General features: G+C 70.5%; 22 protein-coding genes and 2 pseudogenes. 16 read left to right on the plus strand and 8 right to left on the minus strand.

The window, feature by feature from the left end:
• The first annotated feature begins 43 nt into the window (after positions 1-43).
• A complete protein-coding gene (locus ACIRP7_RS14285) occupies positions 44-613 on the plus strand; it encodes a SigE family RNA polymerase sigma factor (RefSeq protein WP_403657981.1) in 570 nt (189 codons plus the stop codon).
• Positions 610-1,836 carry a WD40 repeat domain-containing protein gene (locus ACIRP7_RS14290; RefSeq protein WP_403657984.1) on the plus strand — a complete coding sequence of 409 codons (1,227 nt, stop codon included), beginning with the start codon at positions 610-612 and terminating at the stop codon, positions 1,834-1,836. Before ACIRP7_RS14285 ends, ACIRP7_RS14290 begins: the two co-directional genes overlap by 4 nt.
• On the opposite strand, the gene dapA is transcribed toward ACIRP7_RS14290, so the two are convergent.
• The gene (dapA, locus tag ACIRP7_RS14295) at positions 1,837-2,727 is read right to left on the minus strand and encodes a 4-hydroxy-tetrahydrodipicolinate synthase (protein WP_403657987.1); all 891 of its coding nucleotides are present in this window, start codon (positions 2,725-2,727) and stop codon (positions 1,837-1,839) included.
• A gap of 152 nt (positions 2,728-2,879) precedes the next feature.
• Between dapA and ACIRP7_RS14300 the strand changes: the two genes are divergently transcribed.
• From ACIRP7_RS14300 to ACIRP7_RS14315, 4 genes are read left to right on the plus strand one after another with little or no spacing between them, the layout of a single operon-like run.
• Positions 2,880-3,008, plus strand: coding sequence for a hypothetical protein (locus ACIRP7_RS14300; RefSeq protein WP_352390537.1), 129 nt, complete (start codon positions 2,880-2,882; stop codon positions 3,006-3,008).
• Positions 3,005-3,700, plus strand: a complete 696-nt coding sequence (locus tag ACIRP7_RS14305; protein ID WP_403657991.1) for a hypothetical protein — start codon at positions 3,005-3,007, stop codon at positions 3,698-3,700. Before ACIRP7_RS14300 ends, ACIRP7_RS14305 begins: the two co-directional genes overlap by 4 nt.
• A 51-nt stretch (positions 3,701-3,751) precedes the next feature.
• Entirely contained in the window at positions 3,752-4,171 is a 420-nt protein-coding gene (locus ACIRP7_RS14310) for a phage holin family protein (protein ID WP_403657994.1), read from the plus strand.
• Entirely contained in the window at positions 4,168-4,638 is a 471-nt protein-coding gene (locus ACIRP7_RS14315; RefSeq protein WP_403657997.1) for a DUF3618 domain-containing protein, read from the plus strand. Before ACIRP7_RS14310 ends, ACIRP7_RS14315 begins: the two co-directional genes overlap by 4 nt.
• A gap of 103 nt (positions 4,639-4,741) precedes the next feature.
• Here ACIRP7_RS14315 and ACIRP7_RS14320 read toward each other — a convergent pair.
• Positions 4,742-5,764: pseudogene (locus tag ACIRP7_RS14320) on the minus strand (YihY/virulence factor BrkB family protein).
• A gap of 79 nt (positions 5,765-5,843) precedes the next feature.
• On the opposite strand from ACIRP7_RS14320, the gene ACIRP7_RS14325 reads away from it, so the two are divergent.
• The 3 genes from ACIRP7_RS14325 to ACIRP7_RS14335 all read left to right on the plus strand — a co-directional run bounded on the left by ACIRP7_RS14325 (position 5,844) and on the right by ACIRP7_RS14335 (position 7,952).
• Positions 5,844-6,545, plus strand: coding sequence for an antibiotic biosynthesis monooxygenase (locus tag ACIRP7_RS14325; RefSeq protein ID WP_403658000.1), 702 nt, complete (start codon positions 5,844-5,846; stop codon positions 6,543-6,545).
• A 72-nt stretch (positions 6,546-6,617) separates the two neighbouring features.
• Complete coding sequence (locus ACIRP7_RS14330; RefSeq protein ID WP_403658003.1) at positions 6,618-7,214, plus strand: ArsR/SmtB family transcription factor; 597 nt, start codon at positions 6,618-6,620, stop codon at positions 7,212-7,214.
• Positions 7,215-7,217: 3 nt separating this feature from the next.
• The gene (locus tag ACIRP7_RS14335; protein ID WP_403658006.1) at positions 7,218-7,952 is read left to right on the plus strand and encodes an SRPBCC domain-containing protein; all 735 of its coding nucleotides are present in this window, start codon (positions 7,218-7,220) and stop codon (positions 7,950-7,952) included.
• A gap of 25 nt (positions 7,953-7,977) precedes the next feature.
• Here ACIRP7_RS14335 and ACIRP7_RS14340 read toward each other — a convergent pair whose 3' ends face one another.
• The gene (locus ACIRP7_RS14340) at positions 7,978-9,801 is read right to left on the minus strand and encodes an endonuclease/exonuclease/phosphatase family protein (protein ID WP_403658009.1); all 1,824 of its coding nucleotides are present in this window, start codon (positions 9,799-9,801) and stop codon (positions 7,978-7,980) included.
• 276 nt (positions 9,802-10,077) lie between these two features.
• Between ACIRP7_RS14340 and ACIRP7_RS14345 the strand changes: the two genes are divergently transcribed.
• The 7 genes and pseudogenes from ACIRP7_RS14345 to ACIRP7_RS14375 all read left to right on the plus strand — a co-directional run bounded on the left by ACIRP7_RS14345 (position 10,078) and on the right by ACIRP7_RS14375 (position 16,574).
• A complete protein-coding gene (locus ACIRP7_RS14345; RefSeq protein WP_403658012.1) occupies positions 10,078-11,502 on the plus strand; it encodes a hypothetical protein in 1,425 nt (474 codons plus the stop codon).
• A 209-nt stretch (positions 11,503-11,711) separates the two neighbouring features.
• On the plus strand, positions 11,712-13,157 hold the full coding sequence (locus ACIRP7_RS14350; protein WP_403658015.1) for an alkaline phosphatase PhoX: 1,446 nt from the start codon (positions 11,712-11,714) through the stop codon (positions 13,155-13,157).
• A 451-nt stretch (positions 13,158-13,608) separates the two neighbouring features.
• A pseudogene (locus ACIRP7_RS14355) lies at positions 13,609-13,770 on the plus strand (TROVE domain-containing protein); the annotation flags it as partial.
• 98 nt (positions 13,771-13,868) lie between these two features.
• Entirely contained in the window at positions 13,869-14,516 is a 648-nt protein-coding gene (locus ACIRP7_RS14360) for a GntR family transcriptional regulator (protein ID WP_403658018.1), read from the plus strand.
• A gap of 29 nt (positions 14,517-14,545) precedes the next feature.
• Positions 14,546-15,562 (plus strand): 1-aminocyclopropane-1-carboxylate deaminase, encoded by a 1,017-nt coding sequence (locus tag ACIRP7_RS14365; protein WP_352390524.1) that lies wholly within the window; start codon positions 14,546-14,548, stop codon positions 15,560-15,562.
• Positions 15,563-15,582: 20 nt separating this feature from the next.
• The gene (locus ACIRP7_RS14370) at positions 15,583-15,990 is read left to right on the plus strand and encodes an NUDIX domain-containing protein (protein WP_403658023.1); all 408 of its coding nucleotides are present in this window, start codon (positions 15,583-15,585) and stop codon (positions 15,988-15,990) included.
• A gap of 17 nt (positions 15,991-16,007) precedes the next feature.
• Positions 16,008-16,574, plus strand: a complete 567-nt coding sequence (locus ACIRP7_RS14375; protein ID WP_403658026.1) for a TetR/AcrR family transcriptional regulator — start codon at positions 16,008-16,010, stop codon at positions 16,572-16,574.
• A 202-nt stretch (positions 16,575-16,776) separates the two neighbouring features.
• Here ACIRP7_RS14375 and ACIRP7_RS14380 read toward each other — a convergent pair whose 3' ends face one another.
• The 5 genes from ACIRP7_RS14380 to ACIRP7_RS14400 all read right to left on the minus strand — a co-directional run bounded on the left by ACIRP7_RS14380 (position 16,777) and on the right by ACIRP7_RS14400 (position 22,219).
• On the minus strand, positions 16,777-18,015 hold the full coding sequence (locus ACIRP7_RS14380; RefSeq protein ID WP_403658436.1) for a TerD family protein: 1,239 nt from the start codon (positions 18,013-18,015) through the stop codon (positions 16,777-16,779).
• Positions 18,016-18,088: 73 nt separating this feature from the next.
• Positions 18,089-19,078, minus strand: a complete 990-nt coding sequence (locus tag ACIRP7_RS14385) for a zinc-dependent alcohol dehydrogenase family protein (RefSeq protein ID WP_403658029.1) — start codon at positions 19,076-19,078, stop codon at positions 18,089-18,091.
• The gene (locus tag ACIRP7_RS14390; protein WP_403658032.1) at positions 19,075-19,914 is read right to left on the minus strand and encodes a carbohydrate ABC transporter permease; all 840 of its coding nucleotides are present in this window, start codon (positions 19,912-19,914) and stop codon (positions 19,075-19,077) included. Before ACIRP7_RS14390 ends, ACIRP7_RS14385 begins: the two co-directional genes overlap by 4 nt.
• Positions 19,911-20,849 carry a carbohydrate ABC transporter permease gene (locus tag ACIRP7_RS14395; RefSeq protein WP_403658035.1) on the minus strand — a complete coding sequence of 313 codons (939 nt, stop codon included), beginning with the start codon at positions 20,847-20,849 and terminating at the stop codon, positions 19,911-19,913. Before ACIRP7_RS14395 ends, ACIRP7_RS14390 begins: the two co-directional genes overlap by 4 nt.
• The gene (locus ACIRP7_RS14400; protein WP_403658038.1) at positions 20,846-22,219 is read right to left on the minus strand and encodes an ABC transporter substrate-binding protein; all 1,374 of its coding nucleotides are present in this window, start codon (positions 22,217-22,219) and stop codon (positions 20,846-20,848) included. The genes ACIRP7_RS14395 and ACIRP7_RS14400 overlap by 4 nt, the downstream gene beginning before the upstream one ends.
• Positions 22,220-22,277: the final 58 nt, after the last annotated feature.

Here is a 22,277-nt window from a genome sequence, read left to right on the forward strand (position 1 = left end):
GGAGGGGCGGCGCACAGGTGTCGCCGGGGAAGAGAAGGTGACGATGAATGCCGAAGGGCTGGAGAGTTTCCGGGACTTCGTGGACAGCAGGTCGTCCGCTCTGCTGAAGACCGCCGTGCTGCTGTGCGGGGGAGACCGGCACGCCGGTGAGGACCTGCTGCAGAACGCCCTGGTGAAGGCGGCCGGGCGGTGGCAGAAGATCGACGAACCGGAGGCCTACGTACGGCAGGTCCTCTACCGCCAGCAGGTCAGCCGCTGGCGGCTGAAGTGGCCCCGCCGGGAGGTCAGTGTCGCCGAGCCGCCCGAACCGCCGGGCACCGGCGAACCCGGCCCCGACACCGCCGCCGCGGCCGAACTGCGCCTGGTGATACGCGAGGCCCTCTCCCGGCTCACCGCACGCCAGCGCACCGTGCTGGTGCTGCGCTACTTCGAGGACCTGCCCGAGGCCGACGTGGCCCGCCTGCTGGGCTGCTCGGTCGGCACCGTGCGGTCCACCACCCACCGTTCGCTGGCCCGGCTGCGTCAGCTCGCCCCCGAACTGGCCGCCCTGGGGCCCGCGGAGACCGAGCGGTTCGACTCCCGTGACCACTCGCCCGTGGAGGTGCGTTCGTGAACGTCGACGACATCGTGCGCGACGCACTGCGCGAACAGGCCGCCGAACAGTCCCCGGCGGCAGTGGGATTCGCCGACCGGGTGTTCGCCGTCCGGCGCCGCCGCCGCAACCGCAGGATCGCGGCCGCCGCCGTGACCGCGGTCGCCGTGGTCGCCGTCGGGGTGGCGGTGCCGCTGCTGGACTCCGGCAAGGAGGACGTGCGCCCCTCGGGCGGCGGCGGGGTCGTGGTGGAGAAGAAGACCAAGGCCCACCCCGACCAGTCCCCGCCGCGCGAGGAGATCTCCGTCGGGGGCACGACCCTGGCCGGGTACTTCGTCCCGGAGACGGTCAAGAAGACCGCGGGGACCGCCGTCTACCGGCGCACCTACCACCTGCTCAACCCGAAGACCGGCAAGTACGCCAGGGCCGCGGACTGGTCCTGGGTCGCCGTCGCTCCCGGCGCGAAGACCGCCGCCGTCCTCGAACAGGACCTGCCCGCCTCCCGGATCGGTCTGCTCGACCTGACCACCGGCACGGTCCAGCGGTGGATCCCGGTCGACCACGGCGTCGGCGGACTCGCCTTCTCCCGCGACGGCCGCAAGCTGGTCGCGACGACGTACAGCAAGAACCCCGATCGGCTGATCAAGACGCAGGGCTCCGACGGCTGGGATCAGGAGGGGACGTCGAGCCGCACCGGCTTCTACGTCCTCGACGGGGCCTCCGGGAAGGGCGCCTGGAGCGAGGTGAAGCTCGCCTCCGACGACGGTGAGTTCGGGGCCGGCTTCCTCAACGCCCGCCAGGACTTCGCCCTCACCGACGACGGCCGGCACGTCTGGGCCGGGAACCCCATGGGGGACATCGGGAAGGAGTTCTGGGACCTCAAGGGCGTCAAGGTCCCCACGCCCGCGCAGGACAGGTACCTGGAGTGGTTCGTCGACGCGGGCAAGTCGCCCAGCGGCATGCTCGTCGCCGGTGACTTCGCGGGCAGGAAGTGGAAGACCTCCTCCTGGGTCCTCGACGCCGAGACCGGCGCCAAGACCGAGGTGCGCGGGCAGCAGTTGCTGGCCTGGGTGGGCAACAAGCAGCTCATCGCCTGGGACATCGGCGAGAACGACAAGAGCGAGTTCCATCAGCGGCTCGTCCTGGTCACCGTCGGCAGCGACAAGCAGGTCCCGCTCAGCGGCTTCCGGGAGGGCAACGACGGGGACGCCGGGCGCTGGGAGCCGCTGTTCGCCCAGCCCTGATCAGGCGGCCACGAGGCGTTCGTACTCCGCCAGCAGCCCGTCGGCCGTCTCCCGGTCGGCGGGCCGCAGCGGGGCGCGGACCGGGCCCGCCGGCAGACCGAGCGCGTTGAGGAGGGCCTTGGCAGTGACCGTGCCGGGCAGGCCCGCCGACATCATCGCCTCGATCAGCGGCGTGGCCCGTTGTTGGAGGCGGGCGGACACGGGGGTGTCGCCCGCCTCGAACGTGTCCAGGACCGCGCGGAGTTCGGCCGGGACCACGTTGGCCACCGTGCTGACGTACCCCGTCCCGCCCACCGCGTACAGGGCGAGGATGTGCTCGTCGCAGCCCGCGTAGTACGCCAACTCCGTGCGGTCCAGGACCTTCTGAGCGCCCAGGAAGTCGTAGGAACAGTCCTTGACCGCGACGATCCGGGGATGCTCGGCGAGCCGGATCATCGTCTCCGGTTCGATGCGGGTGCCGGTGCGGCCGGGGATGTCGTAGAGCATGACGGGCAGTGCGCAGGCGTCCGCGATCTCGCGGAAGTGGGCCTCCAGCGCGTCCTGCGGCGGCCTGCTGTAGTAGGGGCTGACCACCAGCACCCCGTCCGCGCCCGCCTTCTCGGCGGCGAGGGCCAGCTCCACGGTGTGCCGGGTGTCGAAGGTGCCCACCCCCGCCACCACCGGCGTTCTCTCGCCCACCGCCTCCCGCACCGCCGTCACCAGGGCCGCCTTCTCCGCGTCCGTCGTGGTCGGCGACTCACCCGTCGTGCCGGACAGCACGAGGCCGTCGCAGCCCTCGGCCACCAGCCGCGCGGCCAGCCGCTGAGCGCCGTCGAGATCGAGCGAGCCCTCCTCGGTGAAGGGAGTGATCATGGCGCAGAGGGCGCGGCCGAAGGCGGGCGAAGTCGTCATGGCAGCAGTCTCGGCCCGCCGAAGGTGAAGCTCCACTTAATTCTCCTACGAGGCGCCGTGAAGGGTTGCTACGGAGTCCGGGGCGGCCCTATGGGCATTACGGCCCTCATGGGTCACCATGGCGAGAAGGACCCCTTTGTGTGGGAGGCGTCATGAAGCTCGGCAAGGCACTGGCCACCGGAGTCGCCGAGGAGCGGCCGCAGATTCAGGACGAGGAGCTCGAACTTCCGGAGGAGATCAAGGAACTGAAGGCCCCCGAAGAGGTTCCGGCGGCCCGATGAGACTGCGGCTTCCGGAGGAACGACCGACGGAGCCGCCGACCGGATTCAAGATCGCCCACCCGGTGCTGTCCCAGGACGGCACCCGGGCCGGGTTCACCGGTGTGTCGCTCGGCGGCGCGCGGCCGTACGGAGTCCTGGCCGACGCGTCCTGCGTCTACGGCCTGCGGCACCGGGCACCGAACCGCCGCTGCGACTGCGGCTTCCACTGTGTGCACGACCGCGCGGCGGCGGAGGCTCTGCTGTGCACGGCCGAGCACCGCACGGCCGTCCTTCTCGACGTCCTGGTCCTCGGCCGCTACCTCCGCTTCGAGCGCGGCTTCCGCTACGCCCGCCAGCGGGTGCGCACCGCCACCGTCGGACCCTGCGCCTGCGGCACGGTCGCGGCGGCCCTGGCCGACGCCGGCTGGGGCAGACCCGGCTGGCGGGCCCTGTCTCCGTCCTGCGGGGGCTGCCTGCGCGGACGTACGGCCGTCTCGCTCGCCGGGTTCGCCCGGCTGGCCGGAGAGGGGCTGCGGGTGGTGGCACGGCCGGCCGCCGTCCTCGAGCCCGGTGATCCCGGGCTGCCCCAGGAACTCGGAGTGCCCGAACTCGCCGCCGAGGCAGCCCTGTTGCAGGCCCGGCTGGACTGGTTCCAGAGCCAGCTGGCCCGGCTCGGACAGTGCGGCCCGGACGGCGGCCCGCAGGTGGGGTAGCGGGGGCCGGGCCGGGTACCCGGGTGGTCCGACCGAGAGGAGGCGGAACACGTGACCGGAACCACGGCCCCCAGGCCGGCGCAAGACGAACATCACTCGGTGGGCGAACTCGTCGGACAGGCCAGCGAACAGGTCTCCCGGCTGGTACGGCAGGAAGTCGCCCTCGCGAAGGAGGAGCTGGCCGAGAAGGGCCGGCGGGCCGGGAAGGGCGGCGGGCTGCTCGGCGCGGCCGGTGCCTTCGCCTACGCGGGTCTGCTCGCCCTGGCCGGAACGGCCACCGCCGCGCTCTCACTGGTGCTGTCGGTGTGGGCCTCGGCGCTGATCGTGACGGCTGTGCTGTTCGTGATCGCGGGGGTGCTCGCCGCCCTCGGCCGCGCTCAGCTGCGCCGTGCCACACCCCCGACGCCCGAGGAGGCCCTCGGCAGCGTCAAGGCGGACGTCGAGGAGATCAGGGAAAGGGCGCACCGATGACGGACAGGACGGGCGGGGAGCCCCCCGTGACGGGAGCCAAGGGGCCCGAGGAACTGCGGCAGCAGATCGAGCGGACCCGCAGCGAACTGGGCGACACAGTGGAGGAGTTGGCAGGAAAGATGGATGTGAAGGGCCGTGCCCGGGCCCGTGCGGCAGACCTCAGGGACAAGGCGGGCGCGATGACCGTGCAACTGCGCAGCAGCGCGGCGCAGGCCGGTCACACCGTGCACGACAAGGCCACGCAGGCCGGCCACAAGGTCCAGGACCGGACGCAGCGGGCGGGCCGGACCACCCAGGGCAAGGCATCCCAGACGAGTGCCGCGCTGGAGCGCAGGGCGCAGCACGATGTGCCCGGACCGGCCCGGCCGCTGGTCATGGCGGTGCTACGGCATCCACGGCCGGCGCTGATCGTCGGCGCCGCCCTGGCCGCGATCGTCGTCGTGTCGTGGCGGTACCCGAAGAAGTAGGCCCCGAAGAAGTAGGCCTCGGTACGCCGAAGGCCCGACGTGGGCGGCACCCGGAGTCACGGGTGCCGCCCACGTCCGCGTGTGCCGGGTGGGCCGGGTCGGCTCACTTGCCCCGAGACGCCCGGGACGCCCGGGACGCCCGCAATCTCGGCGGCCACTTCCGCGTGTCCCGGGCTCCACATACGGCTCCTGAGTCGGCCCGGCCGCGCCGGAGGCGATAGCCCGTCCCGCGCCAGCTCCGCGTCGAACTCCAGACCCAGCAGGATCGCGAGGTTCGTCAGCCAGAGCCACACCAGGAAGACGATGGCGCCGGCGAGGGTGCCGTACGTCTTGTCGTACGAACCGAAGTTCGCGGCGTAGAGGGCGAAACCCGCGGAGGCGGCGAGCCAGACCAGGGTGGCGATGACACTGCCCGGGGAGATCCAGCTGGAGCCGCGGCCGCGGACGTTGGGGGCGGCCCAGTACAACAGCCCGATCATCATGACGACCAGGAGCAGCAGCACCGGCCACTTGGCCACGCCCCAGATCGCGATCGCCGCGTCACCGAACCCCACCGCCCTGCCCGCCCTCCCCCAGTCTCAACTTCGTTCGACCGGGGGGACCCCCATGGCCAGCGGACCCGTGAACACCACGATCAGCGCGCTCGCCGCCAGCATCAGCATCAGCGTCACGGTCAGCGCCAGCCGCAGCGGTGTCAGCTTCCACACCGGGCGGCCCTCGGGAAGGTCGTACACCGCGTTGGACGAACGGATGAACGCGGCGACGTACCCGGAGGCGGACCACAGCGCGGCCAGCAGTCCGAGGATCGCAAGGACGCTGCCGGTGCCGCCGCTGTCGCCGAGCTGGACCACCGCGTTGCGCAGGATGTCCCGGGCCGGGCCCGGTGCGAGGTCCGCGATGTTGTCCAGGATCTTGTCCGTGGCGCGCTGTCCCACCACGCCCAGCAGGGAGACCATCGCCAGCAGGGCGGGAAACAGCGACAGGACGCCGTAGTACGTCAACGCCGCCGCGCGGTCGGCGAGTTCGTCGTCCAGCAACTCCTTCCCCGTGCGCCGCAGCACCGCCGCCAGGAGCGCGCGGGCAACTTGGAAGGGCTGCTGGGCTGGTCGTCGGCCTGCTCGTCCATGTCGTGGCGGGTCTCCCGAAACCCCCTTCTGAATCGCCGACTTGACCTGAATCGCGGTTGAGGTCGGAGGGTGGTCGGCATGACACGTCGTACCGACACTCACCCCGACCTGACCGACCCTCGCGTCGGTGCTCCCTTCTTCAGCCACTGGCGTGTGGGCACCCCCCTGCGCCAGCGGCAGACCGTCGAGGCCGTCGCCGCCGTCTGGGAGCGGCGGCCCTGGCCCGCCGACGGCCTGCTCGGCTATCACCTCTACAGCGGGCACGACGCCGCCACCCTGATGCACTACTCGCAGTGGACGAGCGAGCAGGCCTACGAGGCCTTCGTCAAGACGCACCGGCAGGAGCGGGTGGACGAGATCGACACCGTCGTTCCGGGCATCGAGCGCCTCGGCCTCGGCCGCTACCGGCACTACCGCAGCGCCGCCCGGGACGGTGACCCGCGCGTGCCCGGCTGCATCGTGATCGTCGACATCGAGTTCGACGGACCCGACTCCGACCGGCAGCGCGCCTGGGTGGACGCCGTCCTCGAAGCGCTGGAGAGCGAGCCCAATCCGCACCCTGGCGGTATCAGCGGCCACTTCCACCTCAGCACCGACGGCACCCGCGTCCTCAACTATGCCGAGTGGGAGAGCGCCCAGGCCCACCTCGACGCGCTCGCCGCCCCGGGCGACGGGATCGGCTCGGCCTCGGACCGCTGGGAGCGCGTGCAGACCTGGCCGGGGCTGAAGAGCACCACGGTCAGCCGGTACGACCACGCTCTCGGGCTGATTCCCGACTAGGGCGTCCCAGAGCGCCCCACCGAAAACTCGAACCGTCTGGACAAAAAAAGTGTTCGGTGAGACGGTGGACCCATGCTGGACGTCACCGTGATCGAGGACCCCGAGGCCGCAGCCGTCTCCCTGGACCCCATAAGGGCGAGGCTGCTCGCCGAGCTGGCGGCCGGCCCCGCGTCGGCCGCCATGCTGGCCGGCAAGGTCGGGCTGCCCCGGCAGAAGGTGAACTACCACCTGAAGGCGCTGGAGCGGCACGGCCTGGTCGAGCTCGCGGGGGAGCGCCGCAAGGGCAACGTCACCGAGCGGCTGATGCGGGCGACCGCGGCGTCGTACGTGATCTCACCGCTCGCCCTCGCCGCCGTGCAGCCCGACCCGGACCGCTTCCGCGACCAGCTCTCCGCGCGCTGGCTCCTCGCGCTCGGCGCCCGCCTGGTGCGGGACGTCGGCTCGCTGATCACCGGCGCGACGAAGGCCCGCAAGCGCCTGGCGACGTACGCGCTGGACGGCGAGGTGCGCTTCGCCTCGGCCGCCGAACGGGCCGCGTTCATCGAGGAGTTGACGGCCGGAGTCACCGGCCTGATCCGCAAGTACGACGCCCCGGACGCCGAGGGGGGCCGTGACCACCGGATCGTGGTGGCCGTCCATCCCACGCTGAAACAGAGCGAGTTGGAGTAGATCATGTCCAAAGAGTTCGAGATCGCCCGCGAGTTCGAGGTCGACGCCACCCCCGAGCAGGTGTGGGAGGCGATCACCACCGGCACCGGCGGCTATCTGTGGCCGATGGAGCCGCCCGAGCCCCGGGTCGGCGGCAAGGGCCCCTTCGGGTCCAAGGTCACCGCCTGGGACCCGCCGCACCACTACACCAACCGGGTCGAGGACGTCGACGGCATCTCCGAGCAGAGCCTGAACCAGCTCGACTACACCGTCGAACCCCGTGACGAGGGCCGGCGGGCCTGGGTGCGCTACGTGCACAGCGGGATCTTCGTCGACGACTGGGACAACCAGTACGACGGCGCCGCCAAGCACACCGACTTCTATCTGCACACCCTGCGCGAGTACCTGACCCACTTCGCGCCCCGCCCGGCCGCCTTCGCGACCTTCGACGGACCCGAGGCGTCCAAGGCCCCCGACGCCCTCGCCGTCGTGGGACGGGCCCTCGGCGTCGGCGAGGACGTGGCCGCCGGCACGCGCGTGACGGTCCACGGCCCGGACACCTTCGACGCCGTGGTCGACTTCCGCAACCCCTACTTCATCGGGCTGCGCACCGACCGGTCACTCACCCGTGTCTTCGGGCGCAACCACTGGGGCCACCCGGTCGGCATCTCCCTGCACGACTTCGCCCCCGACTCCGACATCAAGGAGTGCGAGGGCGAGTGGCAGGCCTGGCTGAACGGCGTGTTCAACCAGGCCTGACCGGTTACGGATTACGGGTTACGGGTTACGGCTTGAAGCGCAGCACCTGCGGGTCGTGGTCGCTGATCTGGTCGTGGAACTCCGAGTTGATGTGCACACTGTCGTACTCGAAGTCGCAGCCGCGCCGGATCGACGGGCTGACCAGGATCTGGTCCAGGACCTGCTGGTTGCCCTGGTAGTCGTAGGTGTAACGCTCGCTCTTCGGCAGCGACTTGATCGCCGACCAGAGCTCGCCGTCACCCTCCAGGATCTTCGCGGTGTCGGAGAAGTCGAAGTCGTTGATGTCGCCGAGGGCGATGACGTCCGCGTTCTTCTGGGTGTCGAGGATGTCCTTGACGAAGGCGTGGACGAGGGTCGCCTGCTGGTGGCGCTGGATCTCCGAGCTGCGCGGCACCGGCTGGGTCGCCGAGGTCAGACCGTAGTCGCCGCCCTTGGAGTTGAAGTGGTTGGCGATCACGAAGACCGTGCGGCCCCGGAAGACGAACTCGCCGGCCAGCGGCTTGCGGCTGGACTTCCAGGCGTCGTCGGTGGGGGCGATACGGCCCGGGGAGGCCGTCAGCTGCGCCTTGCCGTGGACCTTGTTGACGCCCACCGCGGTGGTGGCGTCGCCGCCCGCGCGGTCCGTGAAGGAGACCCGCTCCGGGTTGAACAGGAACACCTGGCGGATGTTGCCGCCCGGCTCGCCGCCGTCCGTGTCGTTGGCCGGGTCGATCGAACGCGACTCGTACCTAGGACCGCCCGCCGCCACGATCGCGTCGATCAGCTTGTTCACCGTCACGTCGGCGGCGGTCGTGCCGTCGTCCTTCGCGCCGTTGTCGTCCTGGATCTCCTCCAGGGACACGATGTCGGGCGACTTCAGGTTGTTCACGATCGCGGAGGCGTGCTCCTCGAAGGTGGCGTCGGTCGGGTCGAGGTTCTCGACGTTGTACGTCGCGACCGCGAGCTCCCCGTTCCTCTGCTTCTGCGTGGTCTCCCGCGCCAGACCCGCGCTCTTCAGCGTGCCGATCTCGTTGGCGACCAGGGTGTAGCCGCCGAACTGGTTGTAGTCCAGCGGGCCCGCGGTGGAGCCGGTGAGGACGTCACCGACGTTCGCGACGGGGAAGGCCGAGGTCGCGCCCAGCGACTGGATCTGCAGCCGGCCGGTGTTCTGCGAGCTGGAGGAGCCGTAGAGCGTGCCACCCCGCGCCGTGGCGTTCTCGCGCGGCTTCACCGTCACCCACAGTTCGGTGTACGGGTCGCTCGCGCCGACCACGCGGGTGTCGGCGACCTTGACGTTCATGCCCTCCAGGGACTCGTAGAAGTCCAGGGCGTACTTCTTCGGCTCCAGCGTCAGGCCGTTGATCGAGTTGCCCGCGGCGGCATCGCCCGCCGGGACATACGCGGCCGGTACCGACCTCGCGTCGATCACCGGGGCCGCCGGGACCGCGTTGCCGCTGGAGAGGACCGTGACGGTCGGCTTGGTGATCTCGGTCACCGACTGGTTCCCGCTGGAGGTGCCGCCCGGGACGTACTCCGAGACCGTGCCGGTGACCGTCACGGCGTCGCCGACGGCGACCTTCGGGGCGGAGCTGGTGAAGACGAAGACGCCCTCACTGGTGGCCGGGTCGGCGTCGGGGTTCGGATCCTGGATCCAGAAACCCTTGGAGGAGCCGTAGGTACGCACGCCGGTGACGATTCCGGCCACATCCGTGACCTTCTGACCGGCGTACGGGGATATCCGGGTCGCGCCCTGGATGTCATGGATGCTCACCGCGGCCGCGTGGGCGGGCGAGACGAGGACGACGGTGGAGGCCGCGGACAGGGCGGCGACGGTGAGCGCGGCGAGACGCGCGGACTTCTTGCTCGGCAACGGGATCCCTCCGGGGACGAACGTAGGCGCCTGGGACGAGGGTGAACGTGAAACGGGGGAGCCGCGACCTGTGGGGCGGTGGCGACGCGCGTAGAACATACAGTGAACAGATGTCCGCCGGATTTCTACGCGCGTCAATCTCCTGCCTGGTCAGTCCAGTTGTCAAGGTTTCAGCCATGTACGGACCCCGTCCGGGAGATGAACCGGGCGGCATGGGTGGATATCCGTCTACGCTGAGCGGCTGAGTGGCACGACGCGTCCTAGGAGAACCAGCCGATGTCAGACAGCTCCCCCCTGCCGCCGGTGCGGCTGCACCCCGAAGCGGAGCTGGCGCGGGACGCCCTGTCCACGCCGTTGCTCGCCCGGGCCGCCAAGCTCGCCCGCTGGGCCGGCGAGGACACCCGGGTCGACGCCGGGGGCGGACTCGTCGAGGAGCAGCTGCCCGCGGCGGCCGCGCACCTCCAGCTGACCGGGGACGACGCGGCCGCCCACGCGAGCGAGGCCTGGCGGATCGCCGTCGACACCGGGCTCGTCGAGATCGTCGACGAGGAGGAGGGCACGGTTGCCACCGGCGAGGACCTGGCCCTGCTGTCCGGGTCCCCGCAGGACGTGCTCGGCGTGTGGCTGACGGCGCTGGAGACGGCGCTGGCCGACGCGAGCGTGCCGGATCTGGACGATCTGGTCGATGCCCTGGACGAGGACGGCGAGGTCGACTTCGCCTCCCTGGACTGGGACCCGCGGGCCGAGCAGGAGTTCCTCGACGGCGTGCTAGGCAACCTCTACCTGCTCACGGTCGGCGCCGACGGCCCGGGCGACGGACCGGTCCCCCTGCCCGCCCTCGCCGCGTCGATGATCGTGCCGAGCGACATGGGCGAGCCCACCAACGACGTCCTGGAGCAGGTGTCCGACGCGATGATGCGGCTGGACGAGCAGTTCCGGATCCTGGAGCCGGTCGGGATCGTCGAGTACCAGCCTGTCGACGAGGCGCTGATGGCCGACACCGACGAGGAGCCCGCCGCGGTCGTCGACGACACCGACGTCTCCCGGTACGGCATGGTCCGGCTGACCCCGCTCGGGCTGTACGGGCTGCGCTCGCGGCTGCTGGAGGCCGGAATCGCGGCCCCGGCCGTCGGCGACCTCGCCGACAAGGGGGCGGACGCGCTCCTGGACGGGACCGCCGCGTTTCCTCCTTCCGCCGCCCAGGCCGAGACCGAGCAGTGGCTGGACCGGCGTGAATCCCTGGCCGCCGCACGGGAGTTGCTGGCAGCGGCCCGGGGCAGCGACGCCGGGGCGCCGCTGCGCAGGCTGCGGTGTCAGCAGGCGCTGTCGTTGGTCGGCGCGGTGGCCGAGCCCGCGCTGCGGGAGGTCCTCGATGACGCCGAGCTGGGCGGGCTGGCCCGGGTCTGGCTGACCGAGCGCGGGTTCGGGGACGTGCCCGCGCCGTCCCAGGACATGGTGTTCTGGCTGACCGTCGACACGATCGCCGCGCAGCTCGCCGCGGAGGGGAACTCCGAGGAGCTGCAGGGGCTGGTGGAAGGGCTGGCCCAGCAGCACGGTGGGTTCTTCGCGGCGGCCTGGCGGGTGGATCACCCGGCCACGGCGGATGTGCTGGAGGCGATGGGGCGGTTGCATCCGGACAAGAGGGTGGCCAAGGAGGCCCGTAAGGCGGCGTTCAAGGCGCGGTCGCAGCAGGGGGGTTGAGGTGGTGTCGCGGGTGCGGGTGAGTGGGGGCTGGTCGCGCCGTTCCCCGCGCCCCTAAAAGGGGCGCTTTTCTCGCCCTTTGTTGATTCATGGAACCGGGTGCACTGAAGTCTCCTGGCGTTCAACCGGTGTTCAGATGTGGGCGGGAGCGTAGCGCCGACCCGAGGTCCCCCACCCTCCACGGCATACCCACCGTCTCAGGAGACACCATGTCGCTCACCCGCAGGGACTTTGCCGCGAAATCCGCCATCACCGGGGCCGGTGTCGTGCTGGCGGGCACGGTCGGCGCTCTCGCCACCGCCCCCAACGCGCTCGCGGCCACCGACGTCGAGAGCGCGGACGCGCAGTCCGCGGGCGTCCACGGCGGCGTCGGCTACGGCCCGCTGATCGCCGACCCCGACGGCCTGCTCGCGCTGCCCGCCGGGTTCAAGTACCGCGTCATCACCTACAGCGGCAAAACCAGGCTGGAGTCCGGCGAGTTCACCCCGTCCAACCACGACGGCACGGCCACCTTCTGCGGCCCCCGCGGCGCGACCCTCCTGGTCAACAACCACGAGCTCAAGGGCCCGCGTGCCAACTGGCCCCACCCCGTGCCGCTCACCGAGGGCCTCGTCTACGACCCCGCCGCCTCCGGTGGCTGCACGGTCGTCGAGGTCCGCCACGGGCATGTCGCCGAGTGGGTCGGCATCGCCGGCACTTCCACCAACTGCGCGGGCGGCAGCACCCCTTGGGGCACCTGGCTCACCGGCGAGGAGACCGAGGACAAGGCCGGCCAGAACGGCATGACCAAGGACCACGGCTACATCTTCGAGGTCGACCCCGAGGACCGCCGCGCCAACCGCGACCCCAAGCCCGTCAAGGCGTTCGGCCGGTACGCCCACGAGGCGGTCGTCATCGACCCCAAGCGCGGCCACGCCTACCTGACCGAGGACGCTTCCGGCCCCAACGGCCTGCTCTTCCGCTGGACCCCGCCGACGGGCTTCCACCACGGCCGCGGCAAGCTGCGCACCCTCGCCGACAACGCGGGGGTCCTGCAGGCCTTCAAGTGCTTCGACTCCGGTGGCAAGTTCGTCGACGACCTCTCCCGCGCCACGAAGATCGGCACGGTGTACGGCGTCGACTGGGTCGACGTCCCCGACCGTGACGCCAAGACGGTCTCCGTCCGCAAGCAGTTCACCGACGGCCAGGTCACCCGCGCCCGCAAGCTCGAGGGCATGTGGTGGGGCGACGGCGGCGCGTACGTCGTCTCCTCGTACGCCCGTGAGGAGAGCCCCGTCCAGCACGACGGCCAGGTCTGGTTCTACGACCCCAAGCGCCGCACCCTCACCCTGAAGGTCCTCCTCGGCGTCAACCCCGACCCGTCCAAGGACGGCGCCTTCGACGGCCCCGACAACATCACCGTCTCCCCGTACGGCGGACTCGTCATCGCCGAGGACGGCGAGGGCGTCCAGCACCTGTTCGGGGCCACGGAGAGCGGCCGCACCTACCCCATCGCCCGCAACGAACTGAACCTCGGCACCGAAGACGAGCCCGAGTACAGCGAGTTCACCGGCGTCACCTTCTCTCCCGACGGCCGGACGCTGTACGCCAACATCCAGACTCCGGGGATCATGCTGGCGATCACGGGGCCGTGGAAGCGGCAGAAGCGCGGCTGAATTCAATTCGCTCGCCCGGCCCGCGGCACGCCTCCTAGAGTGATGAACGTCCAGGTGCGAAGGCAGGACCTACTTCCACTCTTAATGGGGAGGCCGCGGGTTCGAATCCCGCCACCGGTACCACGTGCCGGCCTAGCTCAGAGGCAGAGCACCTAATGGCGGTTCCGCCGATCTGAATACTGGGCACCACAACTTCACGCACCTCCCGGTGCGAGCATGCTGATCTCGGGAGGCGCAGCTCATGGTGGGTGCCCGGTGCGCAGGCAGCGGATACTTCGGGAACTGGTGGGGGAAAGCCCTCGTGCGGGTTCGATTCCGTCATCGACTCAGGGTCGGTGTGGCGGAACGGAAGACGCGCCAGTTTATAAGCACCGCAGTCGACTTCGACCTCGGTCACCCTCCTTTTGCTGCGCCTCCCTCCGAAACGGAAATGAATTCGGGGGAATTCACCGTGGCGCGATTCAACAAGAAGGCCGCTCGGGCCCGTCCCACTTCGCGGGTGACGTCGACGGGACGCATCCTGCGGACCTACGAGGGCGGCCGGGGCCGCGAGCGTGACGCACGCTCCGAACTGTTCCTGCTCGCGGTCGCCAACTTCGTCAGAACGCCGACTGGCCCTGGGCGGCCTGAGCCCGAGCGTGGCCCGCACCTCACGGGGGGTGCGGGCCACACCCTTGCCCGCCCCAGTACTGACATCTAACATTTCAGTCCATGGAGGCCATACGACCGCTTGCCCGCACCCTTCTCCGGGACCGTGCCTACGCGTCCATCCGGGACGCCATCGTGGCCGGCGAGATCGAGCCCGGGGAGGTTGTGCGGGACGCCGATCTCGCCGAGCGGCTCGGGCTGTCGCGGGCGCCGGTGCGGGAGGCCTTCGCGCGGCTGGTCGACGAGGGGCTGCTGGAGAGCAAGCCGCAGAGCTACACCCGCGTGACCCAAGTCGTCGCCGCCGACGTGCGGGACGCCGCCGCCGTGGTCGGGGCCATGCACGAACTGGTCACCCGGGTCGCCGTGCCACGCCTGTTCGCCGCCGACATCGAGACGATGCGCGCGGCCAACGAACGCTTCGCGGCCGCCGTCAGCGCCGGCGAGGTGGACGAGGCCCTGCGCGCCGACGACGCCCTGCACGACGTTCTCGTCCGTGTCAGCGGAAACGGCGCGGCCGCCGCCACCACCGCCCGGTACACCCCGCTCATCCGCCGGCTGGAGCGCAGGCGCTTCGGCGAGGGCGGCAACTGCCGGTCGGCGGGCCTGCACGACCGGCTGATCGAGGCCTGTGCGGCCGGTGACGTGGACGAGGCGGTCCGGGTCACGGCGGAGATCTGGCGGGGCCTGGCCGAGTTGGCCGACAGCGACTGAGCCCACAGCGACCGACCCGGGAGGTCCTCATGCCCCTTTCGTCCTACGACCGTTACCCCCTCCTCTTCGGGCCGTCCCCCGTGCACCGCCTGGAGCGCCTGACCGCGCACCTCGGTGGTGCCGCCCTGTGGGCCAAGCGCGAGGACTGCAACTCCGGGATCGCGTACGGCGGCAACAAGACCCGCAAGCTGGAGTACCTGGTCGCGGACGCCCTCGCCAAGGGCTGCGACACCCTGGTCTCGATCGGCGGCGTCCAGTCCAACCACACCCGCCAGGTCGCCGCGTGTGCCGCCCGGGCCGGGCTCAAGTGCGTGCTGGTGCAGGAGAGTTGGGTGGACTGGCCGGACGCCGTCTACGACAAGGTCGGCAACATCCTGATCAGCCGGCTCGCCGGGGCCGACGTGCGGCTGGTGAAGGCCGGGTTCGGGATCGGGTTCAAGGAGAGCTGGGAGCAGGCGCTCAGGGACGTCGAGGAGGGGGGTGGCAAGCCCTACGCCATCCCCGCCGGCGCCTCCGACCACCCGCTCGGGGGCCTCGGATTCGCCGCCTGGGCCTATGAAGTGGCCGATCAGGAGCGTGAGTTGGGCGTCTTCTTCGACACGGTCGTGGTCTGCTCGGTGACCGGGTCCACCCAGGCCGGCATGGTCGCCGGGTTCCGGGCGCTGGAGGAGGCGGGCGGCCGGCCCCGACGCGTGCTCGGCATCGACGCCTCCGCCAAGCCTGTCACCACCCGGGAACAGATCGCACGGATCGCCCACCGCACCGGGCAGCTCATCGGCGTACACAAGGAGTTGACCGAAGAGGACGTAGAGCTGGACGAGCGGTACCACGCGGGCGTCTACGGCATCCCCGACGAGACCACGCTGGAGGCGATGCGCCTCGCCGCCCGCACCGAGGGGATGGTCACCGACCCCGTGTACGAGGGCAAGTCCATGGCCGGGATGATCGACCTCGTCGGGCGCGGGGAGATCGGCGCGGACTCCACGGTGCTCTACGCCCACCTGGGCGGGCAGCCGGCGCTCAACGGGTACAGCGCGCTGTTCTAGCCAGTGGGTAGGGTCCGGGTATGGGGAAGCGCGAGGGCGTTCCGGAGAAGGTGGCCTGGGTTCTGGTGCGTGACGGGCGGGTGCTGGTGACACGCAACCGCGGTGTGGACGTCTTCTACTTCCCGGGCGGGAAGCGGGAGCCGGGCGAGTCCGACGCCGAGACCTTGGCACGCGAGATCACCGAGGAACTCCGGTCCCGGGTCGATACGGCCACGATGGTGCACGTCGGCACCTTCGAGACGCGGAGGGATGGCGACGGGGGCACCGAGTTCCGGATGATCTGCTACACCGCCGAGTACACCGGTCCGCTGACTGCCTCACGGGAGATCGCGGAGTCGGACTGGTTCGGCTACGGCGATCGTGCGCGCGTCTCGGCGGTGGATCAAATGGTGTTCGACGCGCTGCACGCCTCCGGCCAACTGCCCTGAGGGGAAGGAGCACCCGGATGACGCAGGTCAGGCCCATGCGCGCGGACGCTCGGCGCAACTACGAGCGGCTGCTGAAGGTGGCCGCGGAGGCGTTCGCCGAGCGTGGCGAGGGCGCGTCCCTCGACGACATCGCCAAGCGGGCCGGTGTGGGGTCCGGGACGCTGTACCGGCACTTCCCGACGCGGCGGGCCCTGCTGGAGGCGGCGTACGTGGACCGCGTCGAGGGGTTGGCCCGGCGTGCCGACGAGCTCGCGAAGGAGTTGCCGCCGGGGCGGGCGCTGGCGGAGTGGCTCTACGAGCTGTGCGTCGGGACGATCCAGGTGCGGGGGCTGAGGACGCTGCTGGGGTCCGCGATGGCGGACGGGAGCGAAGCGGTGCTCACGGTGTGCGGGACACATGTGCGGGAGGCGGCGACGCGGCTGGTGTCGGCGGCGCGGGCGGAGGGGACGCTGCGGCCGGATGTCGAGCCGATCGAGTTGCTTCGGCTGGCGCACGGCGTCGCCGGTGCGGCGGAGTTGGCGGACGGCGGGGGCGAGTCCGTCCGGCGGTACCTGTCCCTGCTCATGGAGGGGCTGCGGGCGTAGGGCGCGTTTGGATGTGCCTTGCTTTGTGATCGTGCGGGTGCGGGTGCGGGTGCGTCGTGGCTGGTCGCGCAGTTCCCCGCGCCCCCAAAAAAGGGCTGGTGCAGCCGGGCTCGCGCGACTGTACCCACCTGCTTCAGGGGCGCGGGGAACTGCGTGACCGGCCCCCACCGGTCCGCAGCCGAACAACCACCCCCGGCGCCCCTCAGAGCGCCTGTGCCGCCGGCTTCACCATTCCCCTCACCGTGCGGGACTTCACGAAGTCGCCGATCGCCGTCATCTCCCACTCGCCGGAGAACTGCTTGATCAGCTTGGCCATCATCACGCCCGTCTGCGCCTCCGCGTTGGTGAGGTCGAAGCGGACCAGTTCCTCTCCGCTCGCGGCGTCGATGAGACGGCAGTACGCCTTGGCGACCTCCGTGAACTTCTGCCCCGAGAAGGAGTTGACCGTGAAGACGAGCCCGGTGACCTCCTGGGGGAGCCGGCCGAGGTCCACGACGATCACCTCGTCGTCACCGCCGCCCTCACCCGTGAGGTTGTCGCCGGAGTGCTTGATCGCGCCGCCGACGATGGACAGCTTGCCGAAGTAGCAGCTGTCGATGTGGTTGCGCTGCGGGCCGTAGGCGATGACCGACGCGTCGAGGTCGATGTCCTTGCCGCGATAGGCAGGCTCCCAGCCGAGACCCATCTTGACCTGGGAGAGCAGCGGACGGCCGCCCTTGACCAGGGACACCGTCTGGTTCTTCTGGAGGCTGACGCGGCCCTTGTCGAGGTTGATCTTCCCGGCACCGGGAGCGGGAGCGGGCGGAGCCGGGGGCGCGGCGGGGGCCGGCGGCGGGGCGATCCTGGGGTCCACGGCCGGGGCGGGCGGAGCCACCGGGGTCTGCACGGTGGGCGCGACCGGCGGAGCCACAGGCGTCGGCGCGGGCGTAGCGGCGGCCGTGGGTGCCGGTTCCTCCACCGTCACGCCGAAGTCCGTCGCGATCCCGGCCAGCCCGTTGGCGTAGCCCTGCCCCACCGCCCGGGCCTTCCAGGCGCCGTTGCGCAGGTAGACCTCCACGATCACCAGCGCCGTCTCGGTGCCGAGCTGCGGCGGCGTGAACGTGGCCAGCACGCTGTTGTCGTCCGCGTTGCGGATCGTGGCCGTCGGTTCGATGCCCTGGAACGTCTGGCCCGCGGCGTCCGGGCTCGCGGTGACGACGATCTTCTCGATGCCGGGCGGTACGGCCGACGTGTCGACGGTGATCGCGTCGGGGGCCGTACCGCCGCCCGAGCGGTACGTCACCCCCGGGCCTGAGGGCTGGTTGTAGAAGATGAAGTCGTCGTCGGAGCGCACCTTGCCGTCGGCGGTGAGCAGCAGGCCCGATACGTCGAGGCGCACGGGCGCGGCGACGTCCACCGTCACGCGGGCGGCGGACAGGGGGATGTTCGAGCCGGGGGTCATAGCTGTCATGCCCCGTGAACGATCGGGCCCACTTTGCCGTTCCCTTACCCGACGGCCAAATGGCCGAGCGGGGCTACGGCACCACCACGATCTTCCTGCCCACCCCCGCCGCGAACTGCTCCAACGCCTGCGGATACCGGTCCAGGGGGACCCGGTCGCTGATGAAGATCTCCGGGTCCAGGACGCCGTTCGCGAACAGCTCCGCCGCCCGCTCGAAGCTGTGCAGCACCGCCATCGAGCCCGTGATGGTGATCTCCTGGTTGTAGATGCGGTACGGGTCGATCGTCACCCGCGTCGCGTAGTCGGCCACGCCGAACTGGAGGAAGGTGCCCGCCTTGGCCACCCGGTCCAGGCCGTCCTGGATCGCCGCCGCGTTGCCCGTCGCGTCGATGACCAGGTCCCAGCCCTGGGGGCGGTCCAGCTCGTCCGGGTTCGCGGCGGACGCCGAGACGCCGAGCCGGCGGGCCGTCTCCAGACGGGTCGGGTTCACGTCCACCATGTCCACGCTCGCCGCGCCGGTCCGCTTGGCCAGCTCCAGCATCATCAGGCCCATCGTCCCCGAGCCGTAGATCAGGACATGGGCGCCCAGCCGGGACTGCAGGACGTCATAACCCCGCACGGCACAGGACAGCGGCTCCACCAGCGCCGCGTCCTGCGTCCGGATGTGCTCCGGCAGCCGCACGCAGTTGGCCACCGGCGCGACGGCGAACTGCGCCGCGCCACCCGCCGTGGTCACGCCGATCGCGGCCCAGCGCTCGCAGAGGTTGTTGTGGCCCGTACGGCAGTGCCGGCACTCGTGGCAGTACAGGGAGGGGTCCACCGCCACCCGGTCGCCGACCGCGAGCTCGGTGACCTGGGTGCCGACCCCGACCACTTCGCCCGCGAACTCGTGGCCCGGCACGATCGGCAGCTTGGGCGCGAACTCGCCCTGGAGGATGTGCAGGTCGGTGCCGCACAGGCCGCACGCGGCGACCTCGACGACGGCCTCGCGCGGGCCCGGCGTCGGGTCCGGGACCTCGGCGACGACGGCACGGCCCACGGACTCGATGACGGCGGCCTTCATTTCACGGCTCCCAGCGACAGGCCCTGGACCAGTTTGTCCTGGGCGGCGAACCCCGCGGCGAGCACCGGCAGGGAGATGACGAGGGACGCGGCGCACACCTTCGCCAGGAACAGGCCCTGGCTGGTGATGAAGCCGGTCAGGAAGACGGGCGCGGTCTCGGCCACCACGCCGGTCAGCACCCTCGCGAACAGCAGTTCGTTCCAGCTGAAGATGAAGCAGATCAGGGCCGTCGCCGCGATGCCGGGCAGGGCGATCGGGGCGACCACGCGCGCGAGGATCGTGGGAAGGCGGGCGCCGTCCACGCGCGCGGCCTCGATCACGGCCACCGGGACCTCGGCGAGGAAGGACTGCATCATCCAGACGGCGATCGGCAGGTTCATCGACGTGTAGAGGATGACGAGCAGCCAGATGTTGTCGAGCATGCCGGTGTTCTTCGCGAACAGGTAGATGGGCAGCAGGCCCGCCACCACCGGGAGCATCTTCGTCGACAGGAAGAAGAACAGGACGTCCGTCCACTTCTTCACCGGGCGGATCGACAGCGCGTACGCCGCCGGGAGGGCCAGAAGCAGGACGAAGACGGTCGAGGCCAGCGAGGCGACCGTCGAGTTGATCAGGGCGGGCCAGGGGCTCGCGCCGCCGCCCGTGCCGAAGAACTCGCGGTAGCCGTCCAGGGTGAGGGCGGCGCCGAAGGAAGGCGGGTTGGTGGCCGCGTCCGTCTCCGAGTGGAAGGACGTCAGGGCCATCCAGGCGATCGGCAGGAAGAACACGATCCCCAGCAGCCAGGCCACCAGACCCAGCCCAAGCCCCTTGCGTTTCACGGCGATTGTGCTGCTCATGCCCGGCCTACCTCCTCACGGAACAGGGACGACACCACGCGCAGGGCGAAGGTCGCGATGACGATCGAGCCGATGACGACCAGGACGCCGGCGGCCGAGGCGAGGCCGTTCTCGTGGGCCTGGTAGAAGCTCTGGTAGACGGTGTAGGGAAGGTTGGCGGTGCCCAGGCCGCCAGAGGTGATCGTGAAGACCGCGTCGAAGTTCTGGACGATGTAGATCGAGCCCAGCAGCGCGCCCAGCTCCAGGTACCTGCGCAGGTGCGGGAGGGTCAGATAGCGGAAGATCTGCCAGTCGCTCGCGCCGTCCACCCGCGCTGCCTCCATCTGCTGCTGGTCGCGGCTCTGCAGGCCGGCCAGCAGGATGAGCATCATGAACGGGGTCCACTGCCAGACCAGGGAGGCCTCGACGGCGAGCAGCGGGGTGCTGGAGATCCAGTCCGGCTGTGGGCCGCCCACATAGTGCAGCAACCCATTGAGCAGGCCGTATTCAGGGTTGTAGAGCACATGCTTCCAGAGCAGCGCTGCCGCCACCGGGACCACCAGGAAGGGGGCGATCAGCAGGGTGCGGACCACGCCCCGGCCCTTGAAGCGGCGGTCGAGGAGCAGGGCCAGGAGCAGTCCGAGGATCAGGCTGACCAGGACCACGGTCACCGTCAGCAGGACCGTCGTCCACACAGAGTGGCGCAGGTCCGCGTCGGTGAGGACCTCCTGGTAGTTGTCGACGCCGGTGAAGTGACGGGCCTTGGGATAGAGGGAGTTCCAGTCGAAGAACGAGATCACCACTGTGGCCACGAACGGCAGCTGGGTGACCACGATCATGAAGATCAGGGCGGGGAGGAGCGGGCCGCGGGTGGCCCAGGCGCGGAGGCGGGCCTTCGACGGGTCCGCGGTGCGTACGGTCTCAGTGGCCGGCGGGGCCATGGTTGTCGCGGTCATCGTCCCTCGTACTCCTCGGAGATCTTCTCGGCGAGCTGCTGGGACTTCTTCAGGGCCGACTCGACGGACTGGCGTCCGGCGATGGCCGCGCTGATCTCCTGGGAGACCCTGGTGCCGAGATCGGTGAACTCGGGGATGCCGACGAACTGGATGCCGGGCGCGGGGCGCGGCTGCACCCCCGGGTCGTTCGGCCGGGCCTGCTCGATGGCCTCCTTGGTCATCTCCTGGAAGGCGGCGGCCTCTTTGACGTAGGCGGGGTTGGTGTACGTCGACGCGCGTTTGCCGGCCGGCACGTTGGACCAGCCGATCTCGTCGCCGACCAGCTGCTCGTACTGCTTGCCGGAGGCCCAGGAGACGAACCTCCAGGCCTTGTCGGGGTTGCGTGAGGCGTCCTGGATGCCCCAGGCCCAGGTGTAGAGCCAGCCGGAGGACTTCGTCTCCTCGACGGGGGCGGGGGCGTAGCCCATCTTGCCCTTGACCGGGGAGCCCTTGGCCTCCAGGGAACCGGCCGCGGAGGTGGCGTCGTACCACATGGCGACCTTGCCCTGGGTCATGTTGTTGAGGCACTCGGCGAAGCCGGACTGGGCGGCGCCGGACTCGCCGTGGTCGCGGACCAGGCCGACGTAGAACTTCACCGCCTTCTCGAACTCGGGGGAGTCCAGGCGGGCCTTCCAGCCCTTGTCGAACCAGGTGCCGCCGAAGGTGTTCACGACCGTGGTCAGCGGGGCCATGACCTCGCCCCAGCCGGGCAGGCCGCGCAGACAGATGCCCTTCATGCCGGACTCGGCGCCGTCCGCCTTCGCGGCCAGGTCGGCCACCTGGGTCCAGGTGGGGTGGGCCGGCATCGTCAGACCCTCCTTCTCGAACACGTCCTTGCGGTACATCAGGAAGGACGACTCGCCGTAGAAGGGCTGGCCGTAGAGCTTGCCGTCGTCGCCGGTCAGCGACTGGCGCATCGGCGCCAGGACGTCCTTCTCGTCGTACGAGGGGTCCTTGGCCAGGTACGAGTTCATCTCGTGCAGCCAGCCGTTGCGGGCGTAGATCGGGATCTCGTAGTTCGACAGGGTCGCCACGTCGTACTGGCCTGCCTGGTTGGCGAAGTCCTGGCTGATCTTGTCGCGGACGTCGTTCTCGGGCAGAACGGTGAAGTTGACCTTGATCCCGGTCTCCTTGGTGAAGTGGGCCCGGGTCAGCTTCTGCAACTCGGTCATCTGGGGGTTGTTGACCATCAGGACGTTGATGGCGTCACCGCCCGACCCGGCCCCGCCCGCTCCGACCCAGCAGCCGGAGAGCAGCGGGGCGAGCAGCGTCCCTGCGGCGGCCATGGCGAGCGTGGCTCGCGGCGGCCGTCGTCGGCTCTGGGTTCGCATGGATCACTCCTGGACATAGAGGGACATAAAGGGTGTCGTGTGGCACAAAAAGCCTGCT

Source organism: Streptomyces sp. NPDC102270, assembly GCF_044766405.1.
Taxonomy (GTDB): Bacteria; Actinomycetota; Actinomycetes; order Streptomycetales; family Streptomycetaceae; genus Streptomyces.